Source organism: Kribbella monticola (assembly GCF_003261635.1).
Taxonomy (GTDB): domain Bacteria; phylum Actinomycetota; class Actinomycetes; order Propionibacteriales; family Kribbellaceae; genus Kribbella; species Kribbella monticola.
Map to the genome: position 1 here is coordinate 331875 of NZ_QFXK01000029.1, position 21490 is coordinate 353364.

Below are 21490 nucleotides of genomic sequence, written 5' to 3' on the forward strand. Positions count from 1 at the left end.
GGCGTCGGTTCCGCTCTCCACCTCCACAGCTGCACCGGAATGCCGGGCGGTAGTGGATAAAAGGCCCCACCGGCTGCTACCGGTGGGGCCTTGTCATGTCCCGGCCGCAGGGCTCAGGCGATGATCGTGTAGCCGTACCGCTGCATGACTGCCCCGGTGGCTGCGTTGAAGACACCGGTGGCCGGCAGCTTGAACTTGAGCTGGATCTTCCTCACCATCTGCTGGAAGTGCAGATGCCACGGCACTCCGGCCGGTGGCCGGGTCTCGGCCTGGCTGATCGCCGCGACCTTCGGGTGCGCGGCCCAGGCGAGCACCTGGGCCCGGTCCGCGCCCCAAACACCGCTCATCGAGTCGTGAGTGCGGGCGTACTCCATCGCTCCCAGCGAGATCGTCGTGTTCGGCGGCGGTGGCGGTTGCACGCCGGGCACGGGATTCGGGTGGTAGTGCTGATACAACTCCCACGTCATCCCGTAGTACCCAGGCGGTCCGTCGTCGCGGCCCCGGCTCGCCAGCCCGTTACGGCAACGCCGGTACTCCGCGACCTGGTTGGCCGCGCCGCGCGACAGATCCTTGTCGCCCTGGGCGATCGCGTGCACGTGGTACGGCCAGTTCGATTGCGCCGGCGTCCGCAACCAGGCCGCGAAGCCGACCTGCCGCAACGCCAGTACTACGGCCTGCCGCTGCGCCTGGTTGAGGTCCGCGCAGGCCACGTCGACCGCGCCACCACCGTCGTGGGTGCCGGCCGAAGCCGCCACTCCGCCCTTGTTGTAGGACCCCTGCAGGATCGTGAACTGGAACTTCGCCAGACGCTCCGCGGCCTGGATCATCGCCACAGTCCGCTGGTTCAGCTGCTTGCCCCGCCAGATGATCCTTGCCTCAGGCATCTAATTCTCCGAGGATCCGGTCCGCGTCCTCGGCGGCGCCGAGCGCCTCGAGAACGTCCAGGTCCTCGTCGGTCAGCTCGTCGTCGTGGACTTGTTCGAAGACGTCCGTCATCGCACTTCCCCTCCCCTTGTACACCGCCCGCAGCCACCCCCGGCCACGGAACGCTTTTCAGCGTAGGTGCCACCGGGGGCACCCGTCCACGGGCGGTCGAGCGGGCGAAGGTATGAGGAACGTCAAGTTTTCCGCCGCCGATTGGTTCGCATCCGCGCCGATGGGGTACCTCTTGACGTGTCCCGCGGTTCAGTCGGCCCCATTCGGGCATGGGTGGTGCTCACCGAGCCGCGAGTTCTCCCACTGAGGGGCGGGAGGACGACCGACGGTGGCGGGCGTATCCCACGGTACGCCCGCCCCTGGGTCGGTCCCGGACTCCGTACCGGTCATAGCCTTCAGAGCGCAGAGGCGACGAACAGGTAGCGGTTCAGGCTGAAGAAGTAGGACTCGCCCAGGCTGCGCAGGTCGTCCGCCCAGGCCTTGGCGTCGGCCTCGGTGACGTCGCCCCGGCCGGGAACGAAGCCGGCGACGATGTCGATCAGGCCCGCGCTGTAGGTGCGCGGATCGAAGCCCGCGTTCAGCATCGGCACCACGTCGCGATGGGTGACCGTGAAGCCGGCCCCGGCGAGCGAGTCACCGAGCGTCCGCGGCAGGTGCGGATCCTCGAGGTGCTCCTCGAATGCGGTCAGTACCCGGGCCATCCGCGCGTCGTCGCGGGAACGCCACACGATCGAGTCCCAGTCGGTGTCCAGTACGACGACACGCCCGGCCGGCCGCAGTACCCGGCGGATCTCCGCGAGCGCGCCGGCCACGTCCTCGACGTACTCGAGGACCTGCGTGGAGACCACCACGTCGAAGCTCTCGGCACCGTACGGGAGCCGGCCGGCGGCAGCCGACTCCAGCTCGATCTTCGGCCCGCCCGGGACGCTCGCCCGGGTGCCGGCGATCGCGAGCATGCTCTCGCTGACGTCGACCCCGCAGACCCGTCCGTCGGCGCCGACCTCGGCGGCCATCTCGGCCGCCAGCAGGCCGGGACCGACGCCGACGTCGAGCACCCGGTCGCCCGGCCGCAAGGCCAGCGCGATCCGGACCACCCGGCGCTGCTCGATCACGTCCGGGGTCGTGTAGACCGCTTCGATCTGCCGTGACACCTCGGGGTCGAACTGCAGATTGCTCATCCCCGGTGTTCCCATCCGCCCATGGACGACATCATGGTCCGCCCGACCCCGAAAGCGGGAGACCAGATGCCCACCAATCACATCAAGTGTCAGCTACAGCGCGGACGCTCCGGCGGCATCTCGCCGGTCTCCAGGTACTTCGTGATCCGGCTGCGGGCGCACTCGGAGTTGAACCACGAGGTGTGGCCGTAGACGTCGGTGACCATCAAGTGGCTGCCGCGGAGCTGGCGGTGCAGGCCGCGCGCCGACTCCAGCGGGGTCGACGGGTCGTGCGTGTTGCCGGCGATCAGGATCGGCGGCGCGTCGTCGACCGGGGTCGGCTGCCACGGGTTGGTCGGCGGGATCGGCCAACCGGCACACGCCGCGGTGATCGCCCACCCCTCCACCGCCGCACCCACGCGGGGCGCGACCGCCTTCGCCAGCGCGAGGCGGGCCTTCGCGTCGGCGTACGAGGTGAGGCCGGGTGGGAAGTCCAGGCAGGAGACCGCCGCGTACGCCGACTCGGGATCTCCGACGTAACTGCGGCCGATGAAGCCGGAGCCGTCGCCCTTCTCGGCCGCCGCCAGGGCCGCCGCGAGCTCGGTCCACGGGGTGACGTAGTCGCCGATCGCGGGGATGAGGACCGGGAGCGACATCCGGATCGTGTCCCCGCTGACCTTGACGTACGGCGTACCGGGCAGCGGCTTCTTGTCCGCCTTGCGCACCACCTCGTCGTACACCTTGCCCACGTCACGTCCGTGCAGTGCGCAACTCGATGCGATCCGGCACCAGGCGGCGAACCGGTTGAAGCCGTACTCCATCTGGCGCGCCTCGGTCAGCATGAACGCGGTCGGGCCGGCCGCGTGGTCGAGGATGCCGTCGAGCACCATCCGGTTGATCCGGTGCGGGAAGAGCTGGGCGTACGTCGTACCGACGAACGAGCCGTAGGAGGGGCCGAAGTAGTTGAGCTTGTCGACACCAAGTGCTGCCCGCAGCGCGTCCAGGTCGCGCGCGGCGGCCCTGGTGTCCAGATTCCGCATGAGATCGCCGTGCTGCTTCAGGCACTGCTCGCCGAAGGCGCGACTCGATGCGACCATCGCGTCGTACTGCGCCTTCGACCGCGGAAACACCGGTACGCCGGGGCGCAGGATCGTGCCGCAGTCGAGCTGGGTCGATCCGCCGGTACCACGCGGGTCCCAGCTGACGATGTCGAACTTGTCCCGCCATTGCGGGAAGAGCTGATCCGCGTACCCCTCGGCAATGATCGAGGCTCCTGCCCCACCCGGACCGCCGGGATTGAACGCGAGTACGCCGACCTTGTGCGCCTGGTCTTTCGCGGGAATCCGGGCCACCAGCACCTCGGTCTTCGCGCCGGCCGGCTTCGACCAGTCCAGCGGCACCGTCAACTTGCCACACTGCTGTGGTGCTCCTGGTTTGCAGGCGGTCCAGTCCACCGTTGGCGGCGCTGCCTCCGCGACGGCCGGCAGCAGTCCCGCCACCAGCGCCCCCGCGACCAACAGGCCGGCTGATCGCCGCCCACCTCTGCGCATCGGAAGTCTCATACGCCGAACCTACGCACGACCGGTCTCACCGGCCATCCGCCGATCGGCGGTTGCGGCGTCATCCCCCGGTCGTACGCCGCAGCGAGCGGCAGCGCGCCGGTGGTCGGTGACCACCGGCGCGAAAAGCCTTGCCCAGCAGGGGTTTCAGTGCGCGGGCGCGAAGTCGATGAAGCCGACGACCTCGACGATCTTGCCGCTCGGGGCGAGCGTGACGAGGTCGGTGCCCCCGGCCACCGCGGGCTGCCCCTCGGCGGCGAGCTCCCAGGTCCAGCGCAGCCGGTTGTGGTGCTCGTCGATGCTGCCGGTCCGGGTGAAGCGGTAGCCCGGGAACATCTGGTGGGCCGTCTCGACCGTCTTGCTCAGGCCGTCGTGGCCGGTCACCTCGAAGGTCGGGTCCACGAACATCGCCTCGTCCACCCAGAGCTCGGCGATGAGCTTCGCCCGGGCCTCGGCGTCGTCGCAGTTCCACATCGCGAAGTACTGGTCGGCGACGGTGGCGGCGGTGCTTGTCATGGTGACTCCTTGGGGTTCGTTCGTTCGGTTGATGCCGAGAACCTTGCCGCCGGAGGAGGCTGCCGGTCGATGACGTCACAGGTAATGGCGGTGATCACCTCAGCGGTTACGGTCTGAGGCATGACCGCGTCAGTCGAAGACACCTTCCAGCGACCCGTGGGCGAGCTCCTGCGCGGCTGGCGTGAACGCCGCCGGCTCAGCCAGCTCGAGCTCGCCAACCAGGTCGAGGTGTCGACCAGGCACGTGAGCTTCGTCGAGACCGGCCGCTCGAAACCGAGTCGGGAAATGGTGCTGCGTCTGGCCGAGCATCTCGACGTACCGCTGCGGGATCGCAACCAGCTGCTGCTCGCCGGCGGGTACGCGCCGATCTACACCGAGACCTCGCTGCACTCCCCGGCGATGCTCGCGATCCGCTCCGCGCTGCGCCGCCTGCTCAAGGCGCACGAGCCCTATCCGGCCATGGTGGTGGACCGCTGGTGGAACCTGGTCGAGGCCAACGAGGGGATCGGCCTGTTCACCGAAGGCGTCGCCCCTGAGTTGCTGACGGCACCGATCAACGTACTGCGGCTGACCCTGCATCCGGACGGCCTGGGCAGCCGGATCGTCAACCTGGCCGAGATCCGGGCGAACATTCTCACCAGTCTGCAGCGCCAGATCATCAGCACCGCGGACCCCGAACTCCAGGACCTGTACGACGAACTGCACGGGTACTCCGGTCTTTCGAGACCGGACCACCCCGGGCCCGCCGAGGTCGTCATCGCGATGAAGGTGCGGCACGGCGAGCACGAACTGTCGTTGCTGAGCACGATCGCCACCTTCGGGACGCCGGTCGACGTGACCGTGTCCGAGCTGATGATCGAGCAGTTCTTCCCCGCCGACGACGCCACCGCCGAACTACTCCGGGAGCTGTGATGGCCGACCTGCCCGACGACCAACTCGCCGATACCCGCGAACTCCACCTGGCCTGGCTGGACTACTACCGCCGGACGGTCGAGCGGAAGCTGGCCGGGTTGACCGAGAGCGAACTGCGGACCAGCCGGTTGCCGTCGGGCTGGTCACCGCTGGAACTGGTGAAGCACCTGATCTGGATGGAACGTCGCTGGCTGCGCTGGGGCTTTGTGGCCGAGCCGTTCGACCAGCCCTGGGGTGATTCGGGTGGGACCGAGGACCAGCCCTGGCAGCTTGCCGACGGCGACACCGCCGACAGCTTGCTGACCGCACTGCGGGCCGGCGGCGAACGGACCCGCCAGGTTGTCGGGAGCGCCGACGACCTGGCACAGCACGCCGCCGCCGGCGGAAGGTTCAGCGCCGGGAAACAGACACCCACGCTGAACTGGATCCTGTTTCACGTCCTGCAGGAATATGCCCGGCACGTCGGCCAGCTCGACATTGCCCGCGAGCTGGCCGACGGCGGCACCGGCGAATAGAGGAGGGGTTCTACCGGTGTGAAGGCAGCCCGCTGGGCGGCTGCGTGGGCAGGGAGGGCAGGCTCGGCGTAGCGGTGGGCCACGACGGCTTGGTGGTCGGCCAGGTCGGCTTGGTGGTCGGCACCGGCGGCAGTGTCGGCTTGCCCGGCAGGGACGGGGTCGGCACCGGCGGCAGGGTCGGCTTACCCGGCAGGTGCGGCTTGCCGGGCAGCGACGGAGCCTGAGTCGGGACCGGCAGGGTCGGCTTGCCCGGGAGGGTCGAAGCCGCGGTCGGAAGCTTGTCGCTCACACAGGGCGGCAGCTCCGGCTTACCCGGCAGGGTCGGCGCAGCGGTCGGCAGCGTCGGCTTGCCCGGCAGAGTCGGCTTCGTGGTCGGAACCGGCGGCAGGGTCGGCAGAGTCGGCTTGGTGGTCGGCACGGGCGGCAGCGTGGGTTTGCCCGGCAGATGCGGCTTACCGGGCAGCGACGGCGTACCGGTCGGGATCGGCAGCGTCGGCTTGGTGGTGGGCCAGGTCGGCTTCGTGGTCGGCCACGTCGGCTTCGTGGTCGGCACCGGCAGGGTCGGCTTGCCCGGCAGGGTCGGCTTGGTGGTCGGCACCGGCGGCAGCGTGGGCTTGCCAGGCAGGTGTGACTGGCCAGGCAGGTGTGGCTTGCCAGGCAGCGTCGGCTTGGCAGTCGGCAGCGACGGCTTCGGCACGGTGACGGTGACCTTGACGCTGGCCTGCACCTTCACCTTGTCCGGCACCTTCACCGACGGCAGGCAGGTCGGGTCTACCTGCGCAGGCACCTCGACCGGCGGTTTGCTGCCACCGGCCAGCAGGTTCCGTACGTCGGCAGGCCCGCCGACCGCGGCGGACACTGTTGCGACAGTGCCGGCGAGAGCAGTCACGCCCGCCGCGGCCAGTCCTCGGCGGAGCCAGGCGAGCCGGCGGCCACGGCGCATCAGGTCGGCCGGGTCCGGCTGGAAGGGCTCCAGGTCGTACTCAAGCGCACTGCGCACCCGAGAGTCGTCACTCATGCGTTTCCTCCAACGGTGGTATCGATCAAGTCGGGTGCCAGACGCAGCTTGGCCAGAGCCCGGGACGCGGTGCTCTTCACCGTCCCGGCGGCCATGCCGAGCAGGTCGGCGGTCTCCGCCTCGGAGAGATCCTGCGAGTACCGCAGCGCGACCACGGCCCGTTCCCGGACCGTCAGACCGCCCAGTGCGGACAGCACGGCTTCCCGGGTCTGCACCTCGCCCGCGAAGTCCGCGACGGACCGCTGGTCCCAGTCGTTCTCGACCGGATCACTGGGTACTTCGTTGGACCAGCGCCGGCGAGCCTGCGAGAGGAACCGGTTCACCAGCACCCGGCGTACGAACCGCAGTGGGTCACCGTCGAGTCGATGCCATTTCGGGTAGGACCGCATCAACGCCTGCTGGACGAGATCCTCGGCCGTGTGCCGGTCACCGCAGAGCATCTCCGCGAACCGGAGCAACGGGGTCGACTGGGCCTGCACGAATCGCTCGAAGTCGGCGTCCGCGGTCCGGGTCATCGGTTCTCCTCAGCCTCTGTCACACCGGTCCAAACCCGCTGGGTCACCGCTTCGGTTCTGTCCGTGCACGAATTCGTTGGAAGAAATTTATTCACGAGCTATACAGACCCATCGAATGTTTGTCACATTAGGTGAGCCGGGTAGCGCACCCGGTAGCGTCCCTTCACCGCCCCGGAGGTTCCGCCCATGCCTATCACCCGTAAACCGAAGGCCGCACTGTGTCTCGCGGCCGCCCTCGCCGCACTGCCGCTGGCCGCGTCCATCAGCCCCGGCTTCGCGGCCGGTCCGTCCCCGGTCGCCGTCGCGGCCCGGCCGGTCGACGGCTCCACCAACGTCCACGCCGACGGCAACCGGATCGTGCTCGGCGACGGCGCCGCCACGACGGGCTCCGTCGAAGTACGGCAGCGCTCCGGTATCGCGAACCTGGCCCCGGTCCGGTTCGGCGCCGCCACCTCAGCCGTTGTGGTCGGCTACCAGGCCGGTACGCCGGACGGCTCGACCGCCGAGGTCGACGTACGAGCGCTCGTCAAGGACCAATGGACTGAGTGGACCCCGGCTGCCGCGGGCTCGCCGACCGCGCTTGCTGAGCCGAGCGACCAGGTCCAGCTGAGGATCATCGTGCTCGCGCCGCCGAAGGGCGCCAAGCCCTGGGTCGGCTCGGTCAGCGTCGAGCCCACGAACGCGGTCCAGGCCGGCACCATGACCATCCAGGCCGCCGCGCTGAAGTCGCGGGTCTACGCCACCCGCGAGGGACTGGTCGGCGGTACGACGGCCAACGGGCACGTGATCGCCAGCCGCGACCACTTCGTCGCCCTACCGTCGCGGCGAGGACTGGCCAGCAACGGCTCCGGCACCTACACCGTCAAGGTCTGCACCACCAGCGGCAGCCGGTGTGCGTTCGAACCGGTCTGGGACGTCGGTCCGTGGAACACCAAGGACGACTACTGGAACCCGAGCTCGACCCGGCAGATGTGGACAGACCTCCCACAAGGCCGGCCGGAGGCCCAGGCGGCGTACCAGAACGGCTACAACGGCGGTCGCGACGAGTTCGGCCGGACCGTCGCCAACCCGGCCGGTATCGACCTGGCCGACGGAGTGTTCTGGGACGCGCTCGCGCTGGCGGACAACTCCTGGGTGGACACGACGTATCTGTGGACCGGTACCGGCGGCCGCGGCACCGTCTCGATCTCGTCGGGCTACCTCAACATCCGCAACGCGGCGAGTTCGTCGGGCGCTGTCGTCGGGATGGCCGGCAAGTCCGCGCAGGTGACGGTGGAGTGCCAGACAACGGGTCAGAGCGTCTCCGGCTCGCAGGGCACCACGAACATCTGGCTGCGAGTCAACGCGGGCATGTACGTCTCGAAGGCGTGGATCAACGCGGGCAGCTTCGGCGCCTGCTGACACCTACCGCGCGTCCGAAGTACTGATCACCAGTACTTCGGACGCACGGTGGCCCGCTACTTCGGCAGTGGGTTCTCGGCGTTGTCGGGGAACTGCTTGAGCAGCTTCCCGGCGGCGTCGTAGACGAAGACCGCCAGCTCGTTGTGGTCCGGCCCGGTGATGCGTGTGATGCTGTGTCCGGCCGCGGGGGTCTGCCTCGGCTGGTTGCCCGCGTCCACCAGCGCGTTGGACTCGACCCAGCCGGGAATCCCGGCGAGCCGGTAGACCTTGGCGTACCAGGCCTTGGTGCCGCGGGTGTAGACGACCGTCGCGACCTTCGAGTTGCGGAACACCGAGTTGGCCACGACGTCCTCCCCCGAGCCCAGGCTCTGGATTCCCGGTGAGGTGCCGTCGCCGATGTTGGCGTTGCCGACGGTGGCACGCCAGCCGAAGGGCTCGTACGGCTCCTCGCCCGGCGCGTGACTCACCAGCGCCCATTGCGTTCCCTTGGTCCGAAAGGTCACGTCCGCAGCTATCTCGACCGAGCCGTTCGCGGGCAGCGCACCGACGGCCGGCGGCTTGTTCTGGAACAGATACTTGCCCTTGGCAACAGCTTTCGGCGCGACCTGAGGTACGCCGGCCGCCTGGTCGACCTGGCTGGGCCTGGACCCGTCCTTCGCCGCCACAGGTGGCTTCCCGGCGGTGGCGGCCGGAATCCCGCCGCCGCCCGCTGCCGGCGGCTCGGCACCGGCACTCGGCTTGCCGGTCCCGGCAATAGCCGCCCCGGTGATCGTGATGCCGGCCACCGCGGCGACCGCGAGCCCGGTCACCGCCAGCCGGGCGGCCCGGCCGGACGTTCTCGACTGCTTCATTCGGTTGCCCTCCACAAGGTTCGGCGTGGTCCTTCAAGCACAAGGACGCCGCACCACCCGGGAGGGTTCTGCTACTTCGCCAGCGGATCCTTACCGGTACCGAAACTGGCCAGCAGCTTGCCGTTGCTGTCGTACGCGAAGACCGACACCTCGTCGCCGAACGGCGGCGCCGGGGTCATCTGCGTCCCGGCCGTGACGGTGCTCGTCGGCGTGACCGGATCCGCGATCACCGCCGAGGACTGGACCCAGCCGGGGATCCCGCCGAGTCGATAGACCTTCGCGTACCAGGCCTTCTTCCCGCTGGTGTAGACGACCGTGGCGACCCGGGGGCCCTTGAAGACGGAACTGACCAACAGTCCCGCCCCTGCTCCGGCACTCTGGATCCCCGGATCGGTGCCGTCACCCAGGTTCTTGTTGCCCACCGTCTCCCGCCGGCCGAACGGCTCGCCCTGCGGTTCGCCGGGCACGTTGGTGATCACGGTCCACTGAGTTCCCTGGGTCCGGAAACGGTAGTATGGCGCGATCTCCACCGAGCCGTTCGCCGGGAGCTGGCCGATTGCCTGCGGCTTGTTCTGGAAGGCGAATCCCGAACCGTGCGGGGCCGACACGGACGGCCCCGACATCGTCGGCGGCGTACTGGACGGAGTACCAGCCGGGCTGCTCGGCGTACCGGCGACCGGTAGCGCAGACGGCTCGTGGCCGCCCTGGTCCGTTGCGGTGAACAGGCTCGCGGCAGCGACCACGGCAACTGCTGCCGAGGCGAGTCCGGCCGCGACCACTCCCCTGGTACGACGGCGGCGGTGCGCGCCGGCGATGACCTCGGCTGCGTCGAGTGGGCTCAGCTCGTCAGGGTCGGCCTGGAGCAGGTCACGGAGATCGTTGTCGTTCATGCCTTCCCTCCTACGTAGCTGGCGCTCAGCTCCGGGACCGCCCGCAGTTTCTGCAGGGCCCGCGAATGCGCGCTCTTGATCGTGCCGACCGCGACCCCGAGAACGGCGGCGGTTTGGGCTTCGGTGAGATCCTCGACGTACCGCAGGACGATCACGGCGCGTTCCCGGCGGGTCAGGGTCTCGAGCGCGGCATCGAGGACCAGCCGGCGTTCGACGCCGTCGGCCGGATCGCCGGCCGATCGATGGAAGTCCGCGTCGAGCTCGGCCGGAGTACCGCTGGGGCGTTCGCGCCAGAGCCGCCGCCGGAGCCAGGACAGATGCTGGTTGACGACGGCCTGGCGGACGTAGCCGAACGGGTCGCCCATCTCGATCCGGTCCCAGCGCAGGTATGCCTTCTCCAGCGCGGTCTGGACGAGGTCCTCGGCGAGGCCGGCGTCACCACACAGCATCCGGGCAAGGTGAACCAGTCGCCCGGACCGGGCGACGACGAACGCGGTGAAGTCCTCGTCCCGCCCCGCCGACTGCCGCATCCATCCTCCCGTCCCCTACTCGTCCCTGCTTACGAAGACGCGGCAGAGGGTGCGAAGGTTCTGTCCGCCCGAGAAGATCTGGTCAGCGCGACTGCAGGTGGCCGGCCTGCAGGTCCACCGAGAACGTCCGTGGCAGGTTCGCCTGGACCAGCTCGGCGGCCAGCCGGACCCGGTCGCGACCGGCGGCCTTGGCGGCGTACATGGCCTTGTCGGCGCGTTGCAGCAGGTCGTCGACCGTCATCCCGTCGGACGGGTAGACCGCGACGCCGATCGACACGGTCAGATGCAGCGTCTCCGGATCCAGGTCGGGGTCGTCCAGGACACCCGCGCACATCGCGGCCAGCGGGCTCGCCGCGACGGCGTTGCGCAGCCGGTCGGCGGTGACGGTCGCGTCCGCCACGTCGGTGTCGGGCAGCGCGATCACGAACTCCTCGCCACCGAACCGGCCGATCACGTCCTTGGTCCGGATCGCACTCCGCAGGATGGTCGCGACCGCCCGGAGCGCTTCGTCGCCGACCAGGTGCCCGAGCTGGTCGTTGACCTGCTTGAAGTGGTCGATGTCGATCAGCAGCACGGCCATCGGCTCGCGCTGGGTCCGCGAGTTCCGCAACATCTCCTCGGTCCGGCGCCGCCACCAGTCCACCCGGCCGAGGCTGGTCTTCGGATCGGTCTGCGCCTCGGTCTCGAGCTGGCTGAGCAGCAGGGCCCGCTGCGCGGTCAGGGTGATCGGGATCGCGATGAAGGCGAACCACGGGCTGACCAGGCTGGCCGCGGCGAGCAGGCAGCCGAGCGTCGCGGCGGTCGCGTCGACACACCAGTCGTCCTTGTCGCCGACCGTGTCGCGCCGGCCGCTGCCGGGCAGGATCAACGAGATCGCCAATCCGCAGAGCAACATGTCGGCCACGACGTACGTCGCGGCGCCGGCGAGCATCGCGACGACGAGCCCGAGCGAGTTGCCGCCGGTCAGCTCGCGCGCGTTGACGAAGACGGCGTGGGCGGCGCCGACCGCGAGCACATGCACGGCGGTGGAGAAGGCCCAGCGATACGGGATGCATTTGCCGGCCCGGATCCGCCACCAGATCCGCAGCAACACCGCGACCAGGATCGCCAGGGCCGGATGCAGCACGATCGCGGCCGCGATCATCCAGGCCGAGCCCAGATCCTTGTGCAGGGCGCCTCCGCGGCGCCGGCGGCTCTCCACCCGGCGGGCGCCCTCGACGGAGATCAGCGCCGAAACGGTCAGCGCGAACACCACGTCGATGCCGCGCCACGACGGCAGGCCGGCGAAGGCCTTCACGCCGTACGCCAGGGCCGCGAGGTCGACCAGCGCGACGACGCAGAACGCCGGGACCGTCAGGGTCCACAGCGCCCATTTCCGCACCGCACGCCTACTCTGCGCAACCATTGGTTCCAACGGTACGACGAGTAAGGGGTCCGTCCCAATCCGCGACGGCGCGCTGTGGATGACGAGTTGGAAACGAAGTCAGCTGGTTGAGAATTCAGTCGTTTGATCAAACATCATCGATCGAACGACCTACTCCTGGTCCAGCCGCCCGAGCAGCGCCAGCAGCGTCTTGCGCTCCGCCGCGGACAACGGCGCGAGCAGTTCGACCTCGGCGGCATAGATCAGCTTGTCCATCTCCGCCAGCGCCGCTTCGCCCTTCGGCGTGATCGCGACGATGTTGCGCCGCCGATCAGCCGGATCCGTACGGCGGACGACGTACTCCAACTCGCCCAGCTCGTCCAGCAGGGTGACCAGATCACTGCGGTCGAAGACGATCCGGTCGGCGAGTGCGCTCTGGGTCGCGTCACCGTCGTCGGCGAGGCTGGCGAGAACGTGGTAGTGCTGCGTCTTGGCACCCGCGTCGGCCAGATGCCGGCGGATCAATCGGCGCGACTGGTAGCTCGCGCGGCCCAGATGCCAAATGACGCGATCGCCGTGGCGGTGCTGGGGCGTCTTCACCCGATCACTGTAGGTCCCGGAACCCGCTTGACTAATTCATAGGAGATTCCCATGATTGGACTCTCCTACGATGATGGTGAGGTCCAGCAGATGCGAGCAGTGCGCTACCACCAGCACGGCGGTCCGGAGGTTCTCCAGCTCGAGGAGGTGCCTGCTCCCGTTCTCACCGGCGGACAGGTCCTGGTCGAGGTCGAGGCAATCGGCGCGAACGTGATCGACACCGTCTTCCGTCGTGGCGACGGACCGTGGACGCGGCCATTGCCGGGCAAGCTGACCGGTGACGTCGTCGGCCGGATCACCGCCCTCGGCCCCGACACACCTGCCGAACTCCGGACAGGGCAACGGGTGGCCGCCCTGTCCGAGGACGCCTTCGCCGAGCAGGTCGCTGCGGACGCCGCGTGGCTCGCTCCTGTCGCTGAGGACGCGGACGCCGGCCAGGCCACCATGCTCTCGATGACCGCGCCCCTCGCCCTGCGACTTCTCAAAACCGCCAAGGCCGGCGCGGATGACGCCGTACTGATCCAGTCCGCCGCCGGGACGGTCGGGCATCTCGCGGTCCAGCTAGCCCGTGCGCTCGGCGTGAAGACAGTGATCGGTACGGCGTCGTCGCCGGCCAAACTCGACTTCATCCGGGCCTGCGGAGCCGACCTCGCCGTGGACCTCAGCGACGCCGACTGGCCGGACCGGATCCGCGAACTCACCCCGCAAGGCGTCGATGTCGTCCTCGACGCGGTCGGCGGCAAGGTGTTCGACCAAGGCCTCGACCTGCTCGCCCCGCTCGGCCGGATGGTCAGCTACGGCGCGATCAGCGGCGAACTACCGGTCGCACCGATTCAAAGCCTGTTCCAGCTGAAATCGGTCACCGGCCTGTCGATGCTCGCCTGGCGCGCGGCCCGCCCCGCCGAGGCGTACGCCGACATCGCCGAGGTGACCCGGCTCTTCGCAGCAGGCGACCTGAGACCGAGGGTTCACGGGACCTACCCACTCGCCGACATCGCCGAACTCCACACCGTCCTCGACAGCCGCGCAAACCTTGGCCGGTTGATCGCGACCACCCAGTAACGGCTTACCGATTGAAGAAGTCGGTCAACGCCGGGGCGAGGACTTGAGGTGGGACCTGGTGGAACTCGCCGGGCAGGCCGAGGAGCTTGGCGCGCGGGAGAGCTGCGGCGGTTTCTCGTACCGACCTCTGGAGCCAGTCGGGGCTCGAAGTGCTGTGCAGGGCTAGCGTCTCGACCTGGATGGATGCCAGCAGATCCACCGGTACCGCGCTGTCGCCCATCTGCAGCGCGTCGTAGATCAGCGTAGGCGCCATCGCCTCCAGGGACTTCCACATCGGGGTGTTCTTGAAACCGTCCACGAGTTCCTGTGGTTGACCGACCGCCTCGACCATGAAGAGTTCGGCGGCGCCTCCAGGGCTGCCTGCGGCAACGAATTCCTGCAGGCGCTCCAGGTAGCGGTCCGGCGCGGGCGGCGCACCCTCCACCCGGAACGGCGGCTCCATCACGCTCAGCTTTTCGAACCCCACCCCGGCCGCCATAGCGCGCAGCAGCACCATCACGCCGGACGAATCGGCCGAGGCGAAGACGGCGCCGGTGGCCTCCTGCAAAGCGGCGAGATCCTCGACTTCCCGCTCCACGGAGTACGGCGTGGTGTCGGTGCTGTCGCCTCGACCGCGACGGTCGTAGGTGATGACGGTGAACGACGACGCCAGCTCCGTCGCGAGCGGGACGTAGTACGAGCGATCGGTGAAGGCGCCGGAGATCAGGATCAACCCCGGGCCATTGCCGTAGCGGTCGTAGGCGATTGACGTTCCGTCGGGAGAAATGACCTTGTCCATACTCAACCGTCGAGTGACTTCGCTGAGCCGGGACAGTTGCCTCCTGTGACCTCGGTCACAGGCGGCCCCGCGGTCAAGGTGCGGTCAGTTGCTGACGTGGGCCGTGCTGTCGAGCCAGTGCTGGGCGAGGTCGAGGTCGCCTTCGATGGTGATGCCGGTGGCCTCGCGATCGGTGAGCGGGAGCCTGCGGGTCATGGTGAGCAGCAGTGATCCCGCGGGGCCGGTGATGGTCACCTCGGCCTGGTGGGTTCCGGGCTGCCAGGTTGCCCCGTCGGGTCGCCGTTCGACGAACCACGCGCCCTCGTCGCCGTCGAGGTCGGTGGCCAGCCATTGCAGGGTCTGGCCGGTGCCGCGGATTGCCTGAGCGGACTCGGGTCGCTGCAGTTCCCAGGTCGGCGAGGTGAGCATCGCGAGGTGGTTGCTGATGAGCGCTGCCGCGATGTCGGCCTCGACGGACGGCCGGCCCTCCGCGTTCGCAGCGGTGGCTGCGTCGAAGCCGTGGACGACCGACTCGTTGAGCATGCTGGTCAGCCAGAACTCCGCGCCGGTCCGCTCGTCGCCCGCGGCGTTGAACACCGGTGCGGCGAGTGCCTCGTCGGAGCAGGCGTCCGCGACCCGCTGCGCGGATTCCGACAGCCAGGCCTGCCATTCACTGGGATCGGCAGGGAGTGCGGCCAGCTCGGTGGGCAGTTGGGTCGGGTCCGTGATGCGCCGTTCGATGATCTCCGCGACCCAGTGCTGGGTCCGCCCGACGTGCTCGACCAGGTCGGTGACGGTCCACTCCGGGGCAGTCGGTACGGCGGCGTCAGGTCCGGCCTGCACCGCTGATTCCGCCAGCCGCCGGGTGTGGTCGACGACCGCCTGCCGGGTCCGTTCCGCGCTCAGCTTCCGCATCGCTGTTCCTCTCAGGGTTGGTCTGTACCTCAGACTCTGCTGGAGGACGTTTACGGTTTCTTTCCGGTTCTCTACCGAGCCCGGTCCGGACGCGTGGATCAGCGGCGACGGCGGGCGGCGCCGAACAGACCGCGGACGATCTCGCGGCCGGCGGTCCGGGCGAACTGCTTGAAGGCCGACGAGCCGACGACCTGCTCGACCACCGACTTCTCGTGCTTCTGCGGACGTTGCGCCTTCGGCTCGGGTGCGGGCTGGTCCTGCTTCTCGGCCTCGGCCTGCGCGGCACCGGCCTGCACCGCCGCGGCCAGCTTCTCGTACGCCGATTCTCGGTCGATCACCTGCGAGTACTTCGCGTTGAACTGCGAGCCCTGTACTGCGGCGGTCAGCTGCTCCGCCGTCGCCGGTGCCATCAGCGACTGCGGTGCCCGCAGGCGGGTCCAGGCGACCGGGGTCGGCGCGCCCTTCTCGTTCATCACCGTCACGATCGCCTCGCCGATGCCCAGCTGGGTGAGCACCTCGGCGAGGTCGTAGGTCGAGGTCGGGAAGGTGGACACGGTCGCCTTGAGCGCCTTCGCGTCGTTCGGGGTGTGCGCGCGGAGCTGGTGCTGGACCCGCGAACCGAGCTGGGCCAGCACGTCGTCCGGCACGTCCTTCGGGGTCTGGGTGACGAAGAAGACGCCGACGCCCTTCGACCGGATCAGCCGGACGGTCTGCGCGATCGCACTCAGGAACGCCTTCGACGCGTCGGCGAACAGCAGGTGTGCCTCGTCGAAGAAGAACACCAGCTTCGGCTTGTCCATGTCGCCGACCTCGGGCAGGTCGTGGAACAGGTCGGCCAGCAGCCACATCAAGAAGGTGGAGAACAGGGCCGGCCGGTCCTGCAGGTTCGGCAGTTCCAGCAGCGAGATGACGCCCTTGCCGTCACGCGCCTGCATCAGGTCCGCGGTGTCGAACTCGGGTTCGCCGAAGAACGCCTCGGCGCCCTGGTCCGCGAACCCGATCAGCGACCGCAGGATCACCCCGGCCGTCGCGGCGGACAACCCGCCGAGCTCCTTGAGATCGTCCTTGCCCTCGTCACTGGTCAGGTGCGTGATGACCGCGCGCAGGTCCTTCAGGTCCAGCAGCGTCAGGCCCTGCTTGTCGGCGTAGTGGAAGATCAGGCCGAGCGAGGACTCCTGGACATCGTTCAGCCCGAGCACCTTCGACAACAGCACCGGACCGAACGAGGTGATGGTGGCCCGGACCGGGATGCCGGTGCCCTGCCCACCCAGGGCGTAGAACTCGGTCGGGAAGCCGGTGGCCGTCCACTCCTGACCGATCGTCTTGGTCCGGGCGAGCAGCTTGTCGCTCTCCTGGCCGGGCTGGGAGACCCCGGACAGATCGCCCTTGATGTCCGCCGCGAACACCGCGACGCCGGCGGCCGAGAGCTGCTCGGCCATCAACTGCAGAGTCTTCGTCTTACCGGTGCCGGTGGCGCCGGCGACCAGGCCGTGCCGGTTCACCATCGACAACGGGATCCGCACCGCGGCCTCGGGCTTCGGCTCTCCGTCGACGAGCAACGCACCCAACTCGATGGCCGGCCCCTCGAACGCGTACCCCTGCTTGACGGTCTCCACGACGTCCGGTGTCTCGGCCATGTCAGCGATGCCTTTCGAAAAGACGAAGTTTCCCCTGCGCTCGGCATGCTAGTGCCCCGGGTCCGAAGTTGGGTGAACGTCGGCCCGGGGCACTCGGAGTCCGGTCAGCGGACGACGACGACCTTGGTCGCACTGGTGGTGAAGGACCAGATCGTGTCCGACATCGGCTTGGACACCCGGATACAGCCGTGCGAGGCACGCGAGTTGGTGCCGAGCAACCAGTCCGCGTGGATCTGCGCGCCGTTCGACTTGTACGTCGGGATCTGGTGGAACCCGATGCCGCAGGAGGCGAACCGGACGAAGTTGTTCAGGTACAGCCGGCCTCCGTCGGTGTTCCGCTTGATCCGTCCGGCCCGGCCGCACTTCGAGCCGGACGTGTAGGTGCCCGGCTTCAGGTACGTCGGGTTGTCGACCATGCCGCCCTGGCGCACGACCCTGCCGGCGGAATCGATCAGCCAGAGCCAGTTCTGGGATTGACTGAGCACGATCCGGCGTCCCCCACCACTGCCGGCCGGGACCGCCCGGACGTCGCAGCGCTTCGCCGAAGCGGCCATCAGCCGCGAGTACGTCGTACCGGCGAGTGAGCCGTTCTGCGCCAGCTTGTTGGCCGACTGGAACCGGGTGGTGGCGGCCTGGGTCATCGCGCCGATCTTGCCGTCGACCGGGCCCGAGGTGCAGCCCAGCTTGTTCAGACGGGTCTGGGCCGCCTTGTTCTGTGCGACGGTGAGCGCGTCCGCCGGGATCGTCGTACCGGCGATCGCGACGACGAGCGCCGCCGCCCCCATGCCGAGTCTGGTCAGTGTTCTCATCACTACTACCCCCTGTCGAAGCACTATCCCCATTGGACGCCTGACCGGGGTAAAAGGTTGAGTGGTTCCGGCGAGTTCGGCGGTGACATTCCCGACCACTCGCGAGACCCCTTCTGTGGCTAGACTTCGGTGGGTGATCTTCAAGCGCGTCGGGGAGGAGCGGCCGTACCCCGACCATGGGTACAAGCCGAAGGACTGGTCCGTGCTGCCACCGAGGCAGGTGCGGCTGGACCAGCTCGTCACGACCAAAGGCACCCTTGACCTGAACGCGCTGCTCGACGAGGACTCGACCTTCTACGGCGACCTGTTCGCGCACGTGGTCGAGTTCAAGGGCGAGATGTATCTGGAGGACGGCCTGCACCGCGCGCTGCGTGCGGCGCTGCAGCAACGGCTGGTCCTGCACGCCCGGGTCCTGGTCGTGGACTAGCCAATGAGTCGGGGGACTGGACAATGAGCGCTCTGCAGCCGCAGCCGAGACCGCACTCGCGGATCCACTGGCGGACGCCGATCACGATGGTCGTGTTGCTGGGCGTGCTGTTCGGCGGTACCTGGTGGGGCTGGAACTCGCTCACCAACTCGAGCGCCGAGCAGAACTGCGTCGAGCAGAAACTGCCGAACAACCGGCTCGTGCCCAAGCAGGTCGTGGTCAACGTCTTCAACGGCGGCGCCAAGGCCGGCACCGCACAGCGCACCGCCGACGAGCTGCGCAAGCGCGGCTTCAACGTGAAGAAGGTCGCCAACGAGCCGAAGGGCAACAAGACCGACGTCGTCGCCGTCCGCGGCAACGCGGCGGACTCGCCCGAGGTGCGGCTGGTGGCCGGCCAGACGAGTCAGGCGGCGGAAAAGACCGCCGACAAGCGCGCCGACCACACCGTCGACCTCGTCGTCGGCGTCAAGTTCACCCGGCTGAACGTCAAAGGCATCCCGTCGATCGCGGTACCGGCCGACAGCACCGTCTGCCTCCCGTCGATCCACCCGAGCCAGCCCATCCCGTCCGGTCAGAACCCGAACTAAACCGGCCAGAACCCGAACTAAAGCTGTTCGCGGCCGCGTTCGCCGAACCAGCCGGCTAGTCGGCCTGCCCGGCTGACGGCGCGCAGCCGGCGAACTGTTTGCTCGCGAAGTGGGCTGGGCGCCACGACGAGGACGGCGTCACCTGCTCGCAGTACGGTCCGTCGCTCGGGGACGAACGCCTGCTGGCCGCGGATCACCAGCGAGACCGAGACCCCTGCGGGCAGCCGGAGTTCGCCGATCTCGACACCCGCCAACCGCGACTCGCTCGGGATCTGCACCTGGAGCATGTCCGCACCGAGCGACTCCAGCGGGGCGACGTCGATGTCGACCTCATGTGCGGCGTTGTCGTCGAGCACCTTCAACCGCTTCGCCAGCCATGGCAGCGACGGCCCCTGCAGCAGCGTGAACAGCAGCACCAGGACGAACACCACGTCGAAGATCCGGTCCGCCTGGGGCACCTTCTCGGACAGCGGAATGGTCGCCAGCACGATCGGCACAGCCCCTCGCAGGCCCGCCCAGGCGATGAACGTCTGCTCCTTCCACGGGATGCCGAACGGCGTAGCCGACACCGCCACCGCCGCGAATCGGCCGACGACCGTCACCGCGATCCCGATCACGAGCGCGAGCAGTACGTCGGTCAGCCGGATCCGGCTCGGCGAGGCGAGCAGTCCGAGCATCACGAACAGCCCGATCTGGGCGAGCCAGGCGAAGCCGTCCACGAACGACCGGGTCGCGATCCGGTGGGGCAGTTCGGCGCGGCCGATCACCAGGCTGGTCACGTAGACGGCGGCGAACCCCGAGACGTGCAGGAGCACCGTGCCCCCGGCGTACGAGATGAACGCCAGCGAGACGATCGCCAGCGGGTACAGGCCGGCCGAGCTGAGGGCCACCCGGCGGAGCAGCATCACGGCGAGCACGCCGACCAGCAGTCCGACGATCGCGCCGACGACCAGCTCGTAGACGACCAGGCCGGTGAAGTGCCACAGCCCTTTGTCGCCGATCCCGCCGGTGCTCACCAGCGTGACCAGGAGGACGGTCGGGGCGTCGTTGAGTCCCGACTCGGCTTCCAGCGCGCCGCGAAGCCGCGGGCGGATCGGGACGCGGCGTAGTACGGAGAAGACTGCTGCGGCGTCGGTGGGCGACGTGACGGCGCCGAGCAGGACGGCGAGCTGCCAGTCCATGCCGAGGATGAAATGCGCCACGCAGGCGACAACCCCGACGCTGATCGCCACGCCCACCGTCGCCAGGACGACGCCCAGCGGCATCACCGGGCGGACTTCGTTCCACCTTGTGGTCAGGCCGCCCTCGGTCAGGATGATCACCAGCGCGGCGAACCCGAGCGCGTGCGCCAGCTGAGCATCCTCGAACTGGATCCCGAAGCCGGACTCGCCCAGCGCGACGCCCATGCCGAGGTAGATCAGCAGCGACGGAAGCCCCAACCGGCCGGACAGCCGCACGGCGACGATCGCCACGAGCAGTACGGCGGCACCGGCCAACAGGATCCGGTCGAGTTCCGTGACGTCCACAGCGGCCCTCTCGGGTCGGGGATTGCAGCTTAGTAGAGCCGTGCCCCCGGCAACGAATCATTCCAAGCCGAAACATCCCCCACGCAGCTGCGGGTCAGTTGTTGGCGTCGAGGGCTGTTCTGAGTCGGGTCAGCCATTCGGTGGCCAGGTGGCGGCCGTTGGGGAAGTCGTCGGCTTTGTCCCAGCGCCAGGTGGTGATCATGGCGAGCATGAGGAGGCGGCAGTCGCGGAGGAGGGTGTGGTCGACGTTCGGGTAGTGCTCGCTGACCTCGTCGGGGGCGTGGGCGAGGTCGAACTCGATCGGGCCCCGGCAGCAGGTCTCGAGATCGATGAAGAGCAGGCCGTCCTTGGTGTTGAGGAGGTTGCCTGGATGCGGCTCGCCGTGCAGGAGTTGCTCGGCGGGGCGGCGCTCCAGGACAGCCTGCTCTAGACGTCGCAGCGTGGTGATCAGGAGCTCCCGGTCGTCGTCCGCGAGCTCTGGGGTGCGTTCGGGGCTGGCGAGGAGCTGATGGGCGTCCTCGACCCGATCGGTGAAGTGCGGCGTGGGGAAGTCGAGCTTGCGCATACCGGCGTGCAGTCGCTCGAGCGCATCGGCGTACTCGGCCGGTGGGACGACCTCGGGCCCGACGGGTTCGTAGTACGTCCACAGCGTCACCGCAAAGTCGTCGCGCTCGTAGACGCGCGGTTCCACCCGGGGTTCGAGGGCCGCGACCGGGCTGCCGACGGCAGCGAGCTGTTGCGCGAGCTCGATCTCGAACAGCGCGACCTGCTCGGTCACCGGCGCCACCCGGGCCATGACTTCGCACGGCACGAGCCGCAAGCTCAGCTTGTTCGATTCGTGCAGGACGATCACGTCGTCGACCGGGAGCCTGAGCGACGAGGCGATCGACCTGGCCGCCAGCACCGCACGTGGGCCTGCTGTCCCCTGCACGACTCGCCCCCTCTGGTTCGCCTACGGGAAAGACGAGGACCCTGACGCATCACACGGCATCAGGGTCCTCGGCGTT

At 68.9% G+C, this 21490-nt stretch carries 23 protein-coding genes; 6 read left to right on the forward strand and 17 right to left on the reverse strand.

Annotated elements, in window-relative coordinates:
• Positions 1-113: 113 nt before the first annotated feature.
• The 4 genes from DIZ26_RS15325 to DIZ26_RS15340 all read right to left on the reverse strand — a co-directional run bounded on the left by DIZ26_RS15325 (position 114) and on the right by DIZ26_RS15340 (position 4168).
• Positions 114-884 (reverse strand): hypothetical protein, encoded by a 771-nt coding sequence (locus DIZ26_RS15325; RefSeq protein ID WP_112241718.1) that lies wholly within the window; start codon positions 882-884, stop codon positions 114-116.
• A 447-nt stretch (positions 885-1331) separates the two neighbouring features.
• Positions 1332-2114, reverse strand: coding sequence for a methyltransferase domain-containing protein (locus DIZ26_RS15330; RefSeq protein ID WP_112241720.1), 783 nt, complete (start codon positions 2112-2114; stop codon positions 1332-1334).
• Positions 2115-2203: 89 nt separating this feature from the next.
• On the reverse strand, positions 2204-3655 hold the full coding sequence (locus tag DIZ26_RS15335; protein WP_112241722.1) for an alpha/beta hydrolase: 1452 nt from the start codon (positions 3653-3655) through the stop codon (positions 2204-2206).
• A gap of 144 nt (positions 3656-3799) precedes the next feature.
• Entirely contained in the window at positions 3800-4168 is a 369-nt protein-coding gene (locus DIZ26_RS15340; protein WP_112241724.1) for a nuclear transport factor 2 family protein, read from the reverse strand.
• A gap of 120 nt (positions 4169-4288) precedes the next feature.
• On the opposite strand from DIZ26_RS15340, the gene DIZ26_RS15345 reads away from it, so the two are divergent.
• Positions 4289-5080 carry a helix-turn-helix domain-containing protein gene (locus DIZ26_RS15345; protein WP_112241726.1) on the forward strand — a complete coding sequence of 264 codons (792 nt, stop codon included), beginning with the start codon at positions 4289-4291 and terminating at the stop codon, positions 5078-5080.
• Positions 5080-5595, forward strand: a complete 516-nt coding sequence (locus tag DIZ26_RS15350; RefSeq protein ID WP_112241727.1) for a DinB family protein — start codon at positions 5080-5082, stop codon at positions 5593-5595. The genes DIZ26_RS15345 and DIZ26_RS15350 overlap by 1 nt, the downstream gene beginning before the upstream one ends.
• A 10-nt stretch (positions 5596-5605) precedes the next feature.
• On the opposite strand, the gene DIZ26_RS15355 is transcribed toward DIZ26_RS15350, so the two are convergent.
• On the reverse strand, positions 5606-6613 hold the full coding sequence (locus DIZ26_RS15355; RefSeq protein ID WP_112241729.1) for a hypothetical protein: 1008 nt from the start codon (positions 6611-6613) through the stop codon (positions 5606-5608).
• Positions 6610-7128 carry a SigE family RNA polymerase sigma factor gene (locus tag DIZ26_RS15360; protein ID WP_112241731.1) on the reverse strand — a complete coding sequence of 173 codons (519 nt, stop codon included), beginning with the start codon at positions 7126-7128 and terminating at the stop codon, positions 6610-6612. The genes DIZ26_RS15355 and DIZ26_RS15360 overlap by 4 nt, the downstream gene beginning before the upstream one ends.
• Before the next feature lie 186 nt (positions 7129-7314).
• Between DIZ26_RS15360 and DIZ26_RS15365 the strand changes: the two genes are divergently transcribed.
• The gene (locus DIZ26_RS15365; RefSeq protein ID WP_112241733.1) at positions 7315-8529 is read left to right on the forward strand and encodes a hypothetical protein; all 1215 of its coding nucleotides are present in this window, start codon (positions 7315-7317) and stop codon (positions 8527-8529) included.
• Positions 8530-8585: 56 nt separating this feature from the next.
• On the opposite strand, the gene DIZ26_RS15370 is transcribed toward DIZ26_RS15365, so the two are convergent.
• From DIZ26_RS15370 to DIZ26_RS15390, 5 genes are all read right to left on the reverse strand, one after another.
• Positions 8586-9380 carry a hypothetical protein gene (locus tag DIZ26_RS15370; RefSeq protein ID WP_112241735.1) on the reverse strand — a complete coding sequence of 265 codons (795 nt, stop codon included), beginning with the start codon at positions 9378-9380 and terminating at the stop codon, positions 8586-8588.
• Positions 9381-9451: 71 nt separating this feature from the next.
• Positions 9452-10270 (reverse strand): hypothetical protein, encoded by an 819-nt coding sequence (locus DIZ26_RS15375; RefSeq protein ID WP_112241737.1) that lies wholly within the window; start codon positions 10268-10270, stop codon positions 9452-9454.
• Positions 10267-10800: a SigE family RNA polymerase sigma factor gene (locus DIZ26_RS15380; protein WP_112241739.1), complete on the reverse strand. Its 534-nt coding sequence runs from the start codon at positions 10798-10800 to the stop codon at positions 10267-10269. The genes DIZ26_RS15375 and DIZ26_RS15380 overlap by 4 nt, the downstream gene beginning before the upstream one ends.
• Positions 10801-10882: 82 nt before the next feature.
• Positions 10883-12205, reverse strand: a complete 1323-nt coding sequence (locus DIZ26_RS15385; RefSeq protein WP_112241741.1) for a GGDEF domain-containing protein — start codon at positions 12203-12205, stop codon at positions 10883-10885.
• A 129-nt stretch (positions 12206-12334) separates the two neighbouring features.
• Positions 12335-12763: a MarR family winged helix-turn-helix transcriptional regulator gene (locus DIZ26_RS15390; protein WP_157979730.1), complete on the reverse strand. Its 429-nt coding sequence runs from the start codon at positions 12761-12763 to the stop codon at positions 12335-12337.
• A gap of 51 nt (positions 12764-12814) precedes the next feature.
• On the opposite strand from DIZ26_RS15390, the gene DIZ26_RS15395 reads away from it, so the two are divergent.
• Positions 12815-13825: a quinone oxidoreductase family protein gene (locus tag DIZ26_RS15395; protein ID WP_198676107.1), complete on the forward strand. Its 1011-nt coding sequence runs from the start codon at positions 12815-12817 to the stop codon at positions 13823-13825.
• A 4-nt stretch (positions 13826-13829) separates the two neighbouring features.
• On the opposite strand, the gene DIZ26_RS15400 is transcribed toward DIZ26_RS15395, so the two are convergent.
• The 4 genes from DIZ26_RS15400 to DIZ26_RS15415 form a co-directional block, all read right to left on the reverse strand.
• A complete protein-coding gene (locus DIZ26_RS15400) occupies positions 13830-14603 on the reverse strand; it encodes an alpha/beta fold hydrolase (protein WP_112241745.1) in 774 nt (257 codons plus the stop codon).
• An 84-nt stretch (positions 14604-14687) separates the two neighbouring features.
• A complete protein-coding gene (locus DIZ26_RS15405; protein ID WP_112241747.1) occupies positions 14688-15497 on the reverse strand; it encodes a maleylpyruvate isomerase family mycothiol-dependent enzyme in 810 nt (269 codons plus the stop codon).
• 98 nt (positions 15498-15595) lie between these two features.
• A complete protein-coding gene (locus tag DIZ26_RS15410) occupies positions 15596-17134 on the reverse strand; it encodes a helicase HerA-like domain-containing protein (protein WP_112241749.1) in 1539 nt (512 codons plus the stop codon).
• A gap of 104 nt (positions 17135-17238) precedes the next feature.
• On the reverse strand, positions 17239-17943 hold the full coding sequence (locus DIZ26_RS15415) for a L,D-transpeptidase family protein (protein WP_112241751.1): 705 nt from the start codon (positions 17941-17943) through the stop codon (positions 17239-17241).
• A gap of 133 nt (positions 17944-18076) precedes the next feature.
• Between DIZ26_RS15415 and DIZ26_RS15420 the strand changes: the two genes are divergently transcribed.
• Both DIZ26_RS15420 and DIZ26_RS15425 read left to right on the forward strand, forming a co-directional pair.
• Complete coding sequence (locus DIZ26_RS15420; protein ID WP_020388608.1) at positions 18077-18370, forward strand: type II toxin-antitoxin system VapB family antitoxin; 294 nt, start codon at positions 18077-18079, stop codon at positions 18368-18370.
• Between the two features lie 23 nt (positions 18371-18393).
• Positions 18394-18957 (forward strand): LytR C-terminal domain-containing protein, encoded by a 564-nt coding sequence (locus DIZ26_RS15425; RefSeq protein ID WP_112241752.1) that lies wholly within the window; start codon positions 18394-18396, stop codon positions 18955-18957.
• 17 nt (positions 18958-18974) lie between these two features.
• On the opposite strand, the gene DIZ26_RS15430 is transcribed toward DIZ26_RS15425, so the two are convergent.
• A complete protein-coding gene (locus DIZ26_RS15430) occupies positions 18975-20483 on the reverse strand; it encodes a potassium/proton antiporter (RefSeq protein ID WP_112241754.1) in 1509 nt (502 codons plus the stop codon).
• Between the two features lie 94 nt (positions 20484-20577).
• A complete protein-coding gene (locus DIZ26_RS15435) occupies positions 20578-21414 on the reverse strand; it encodes a phosphotransferase (RefSeq protein ID WP_112241756.1) in 837 nt (278 codons plus the stop codon).
• Positions 21415-21490 lie beyond the last annotated feature (76 nt).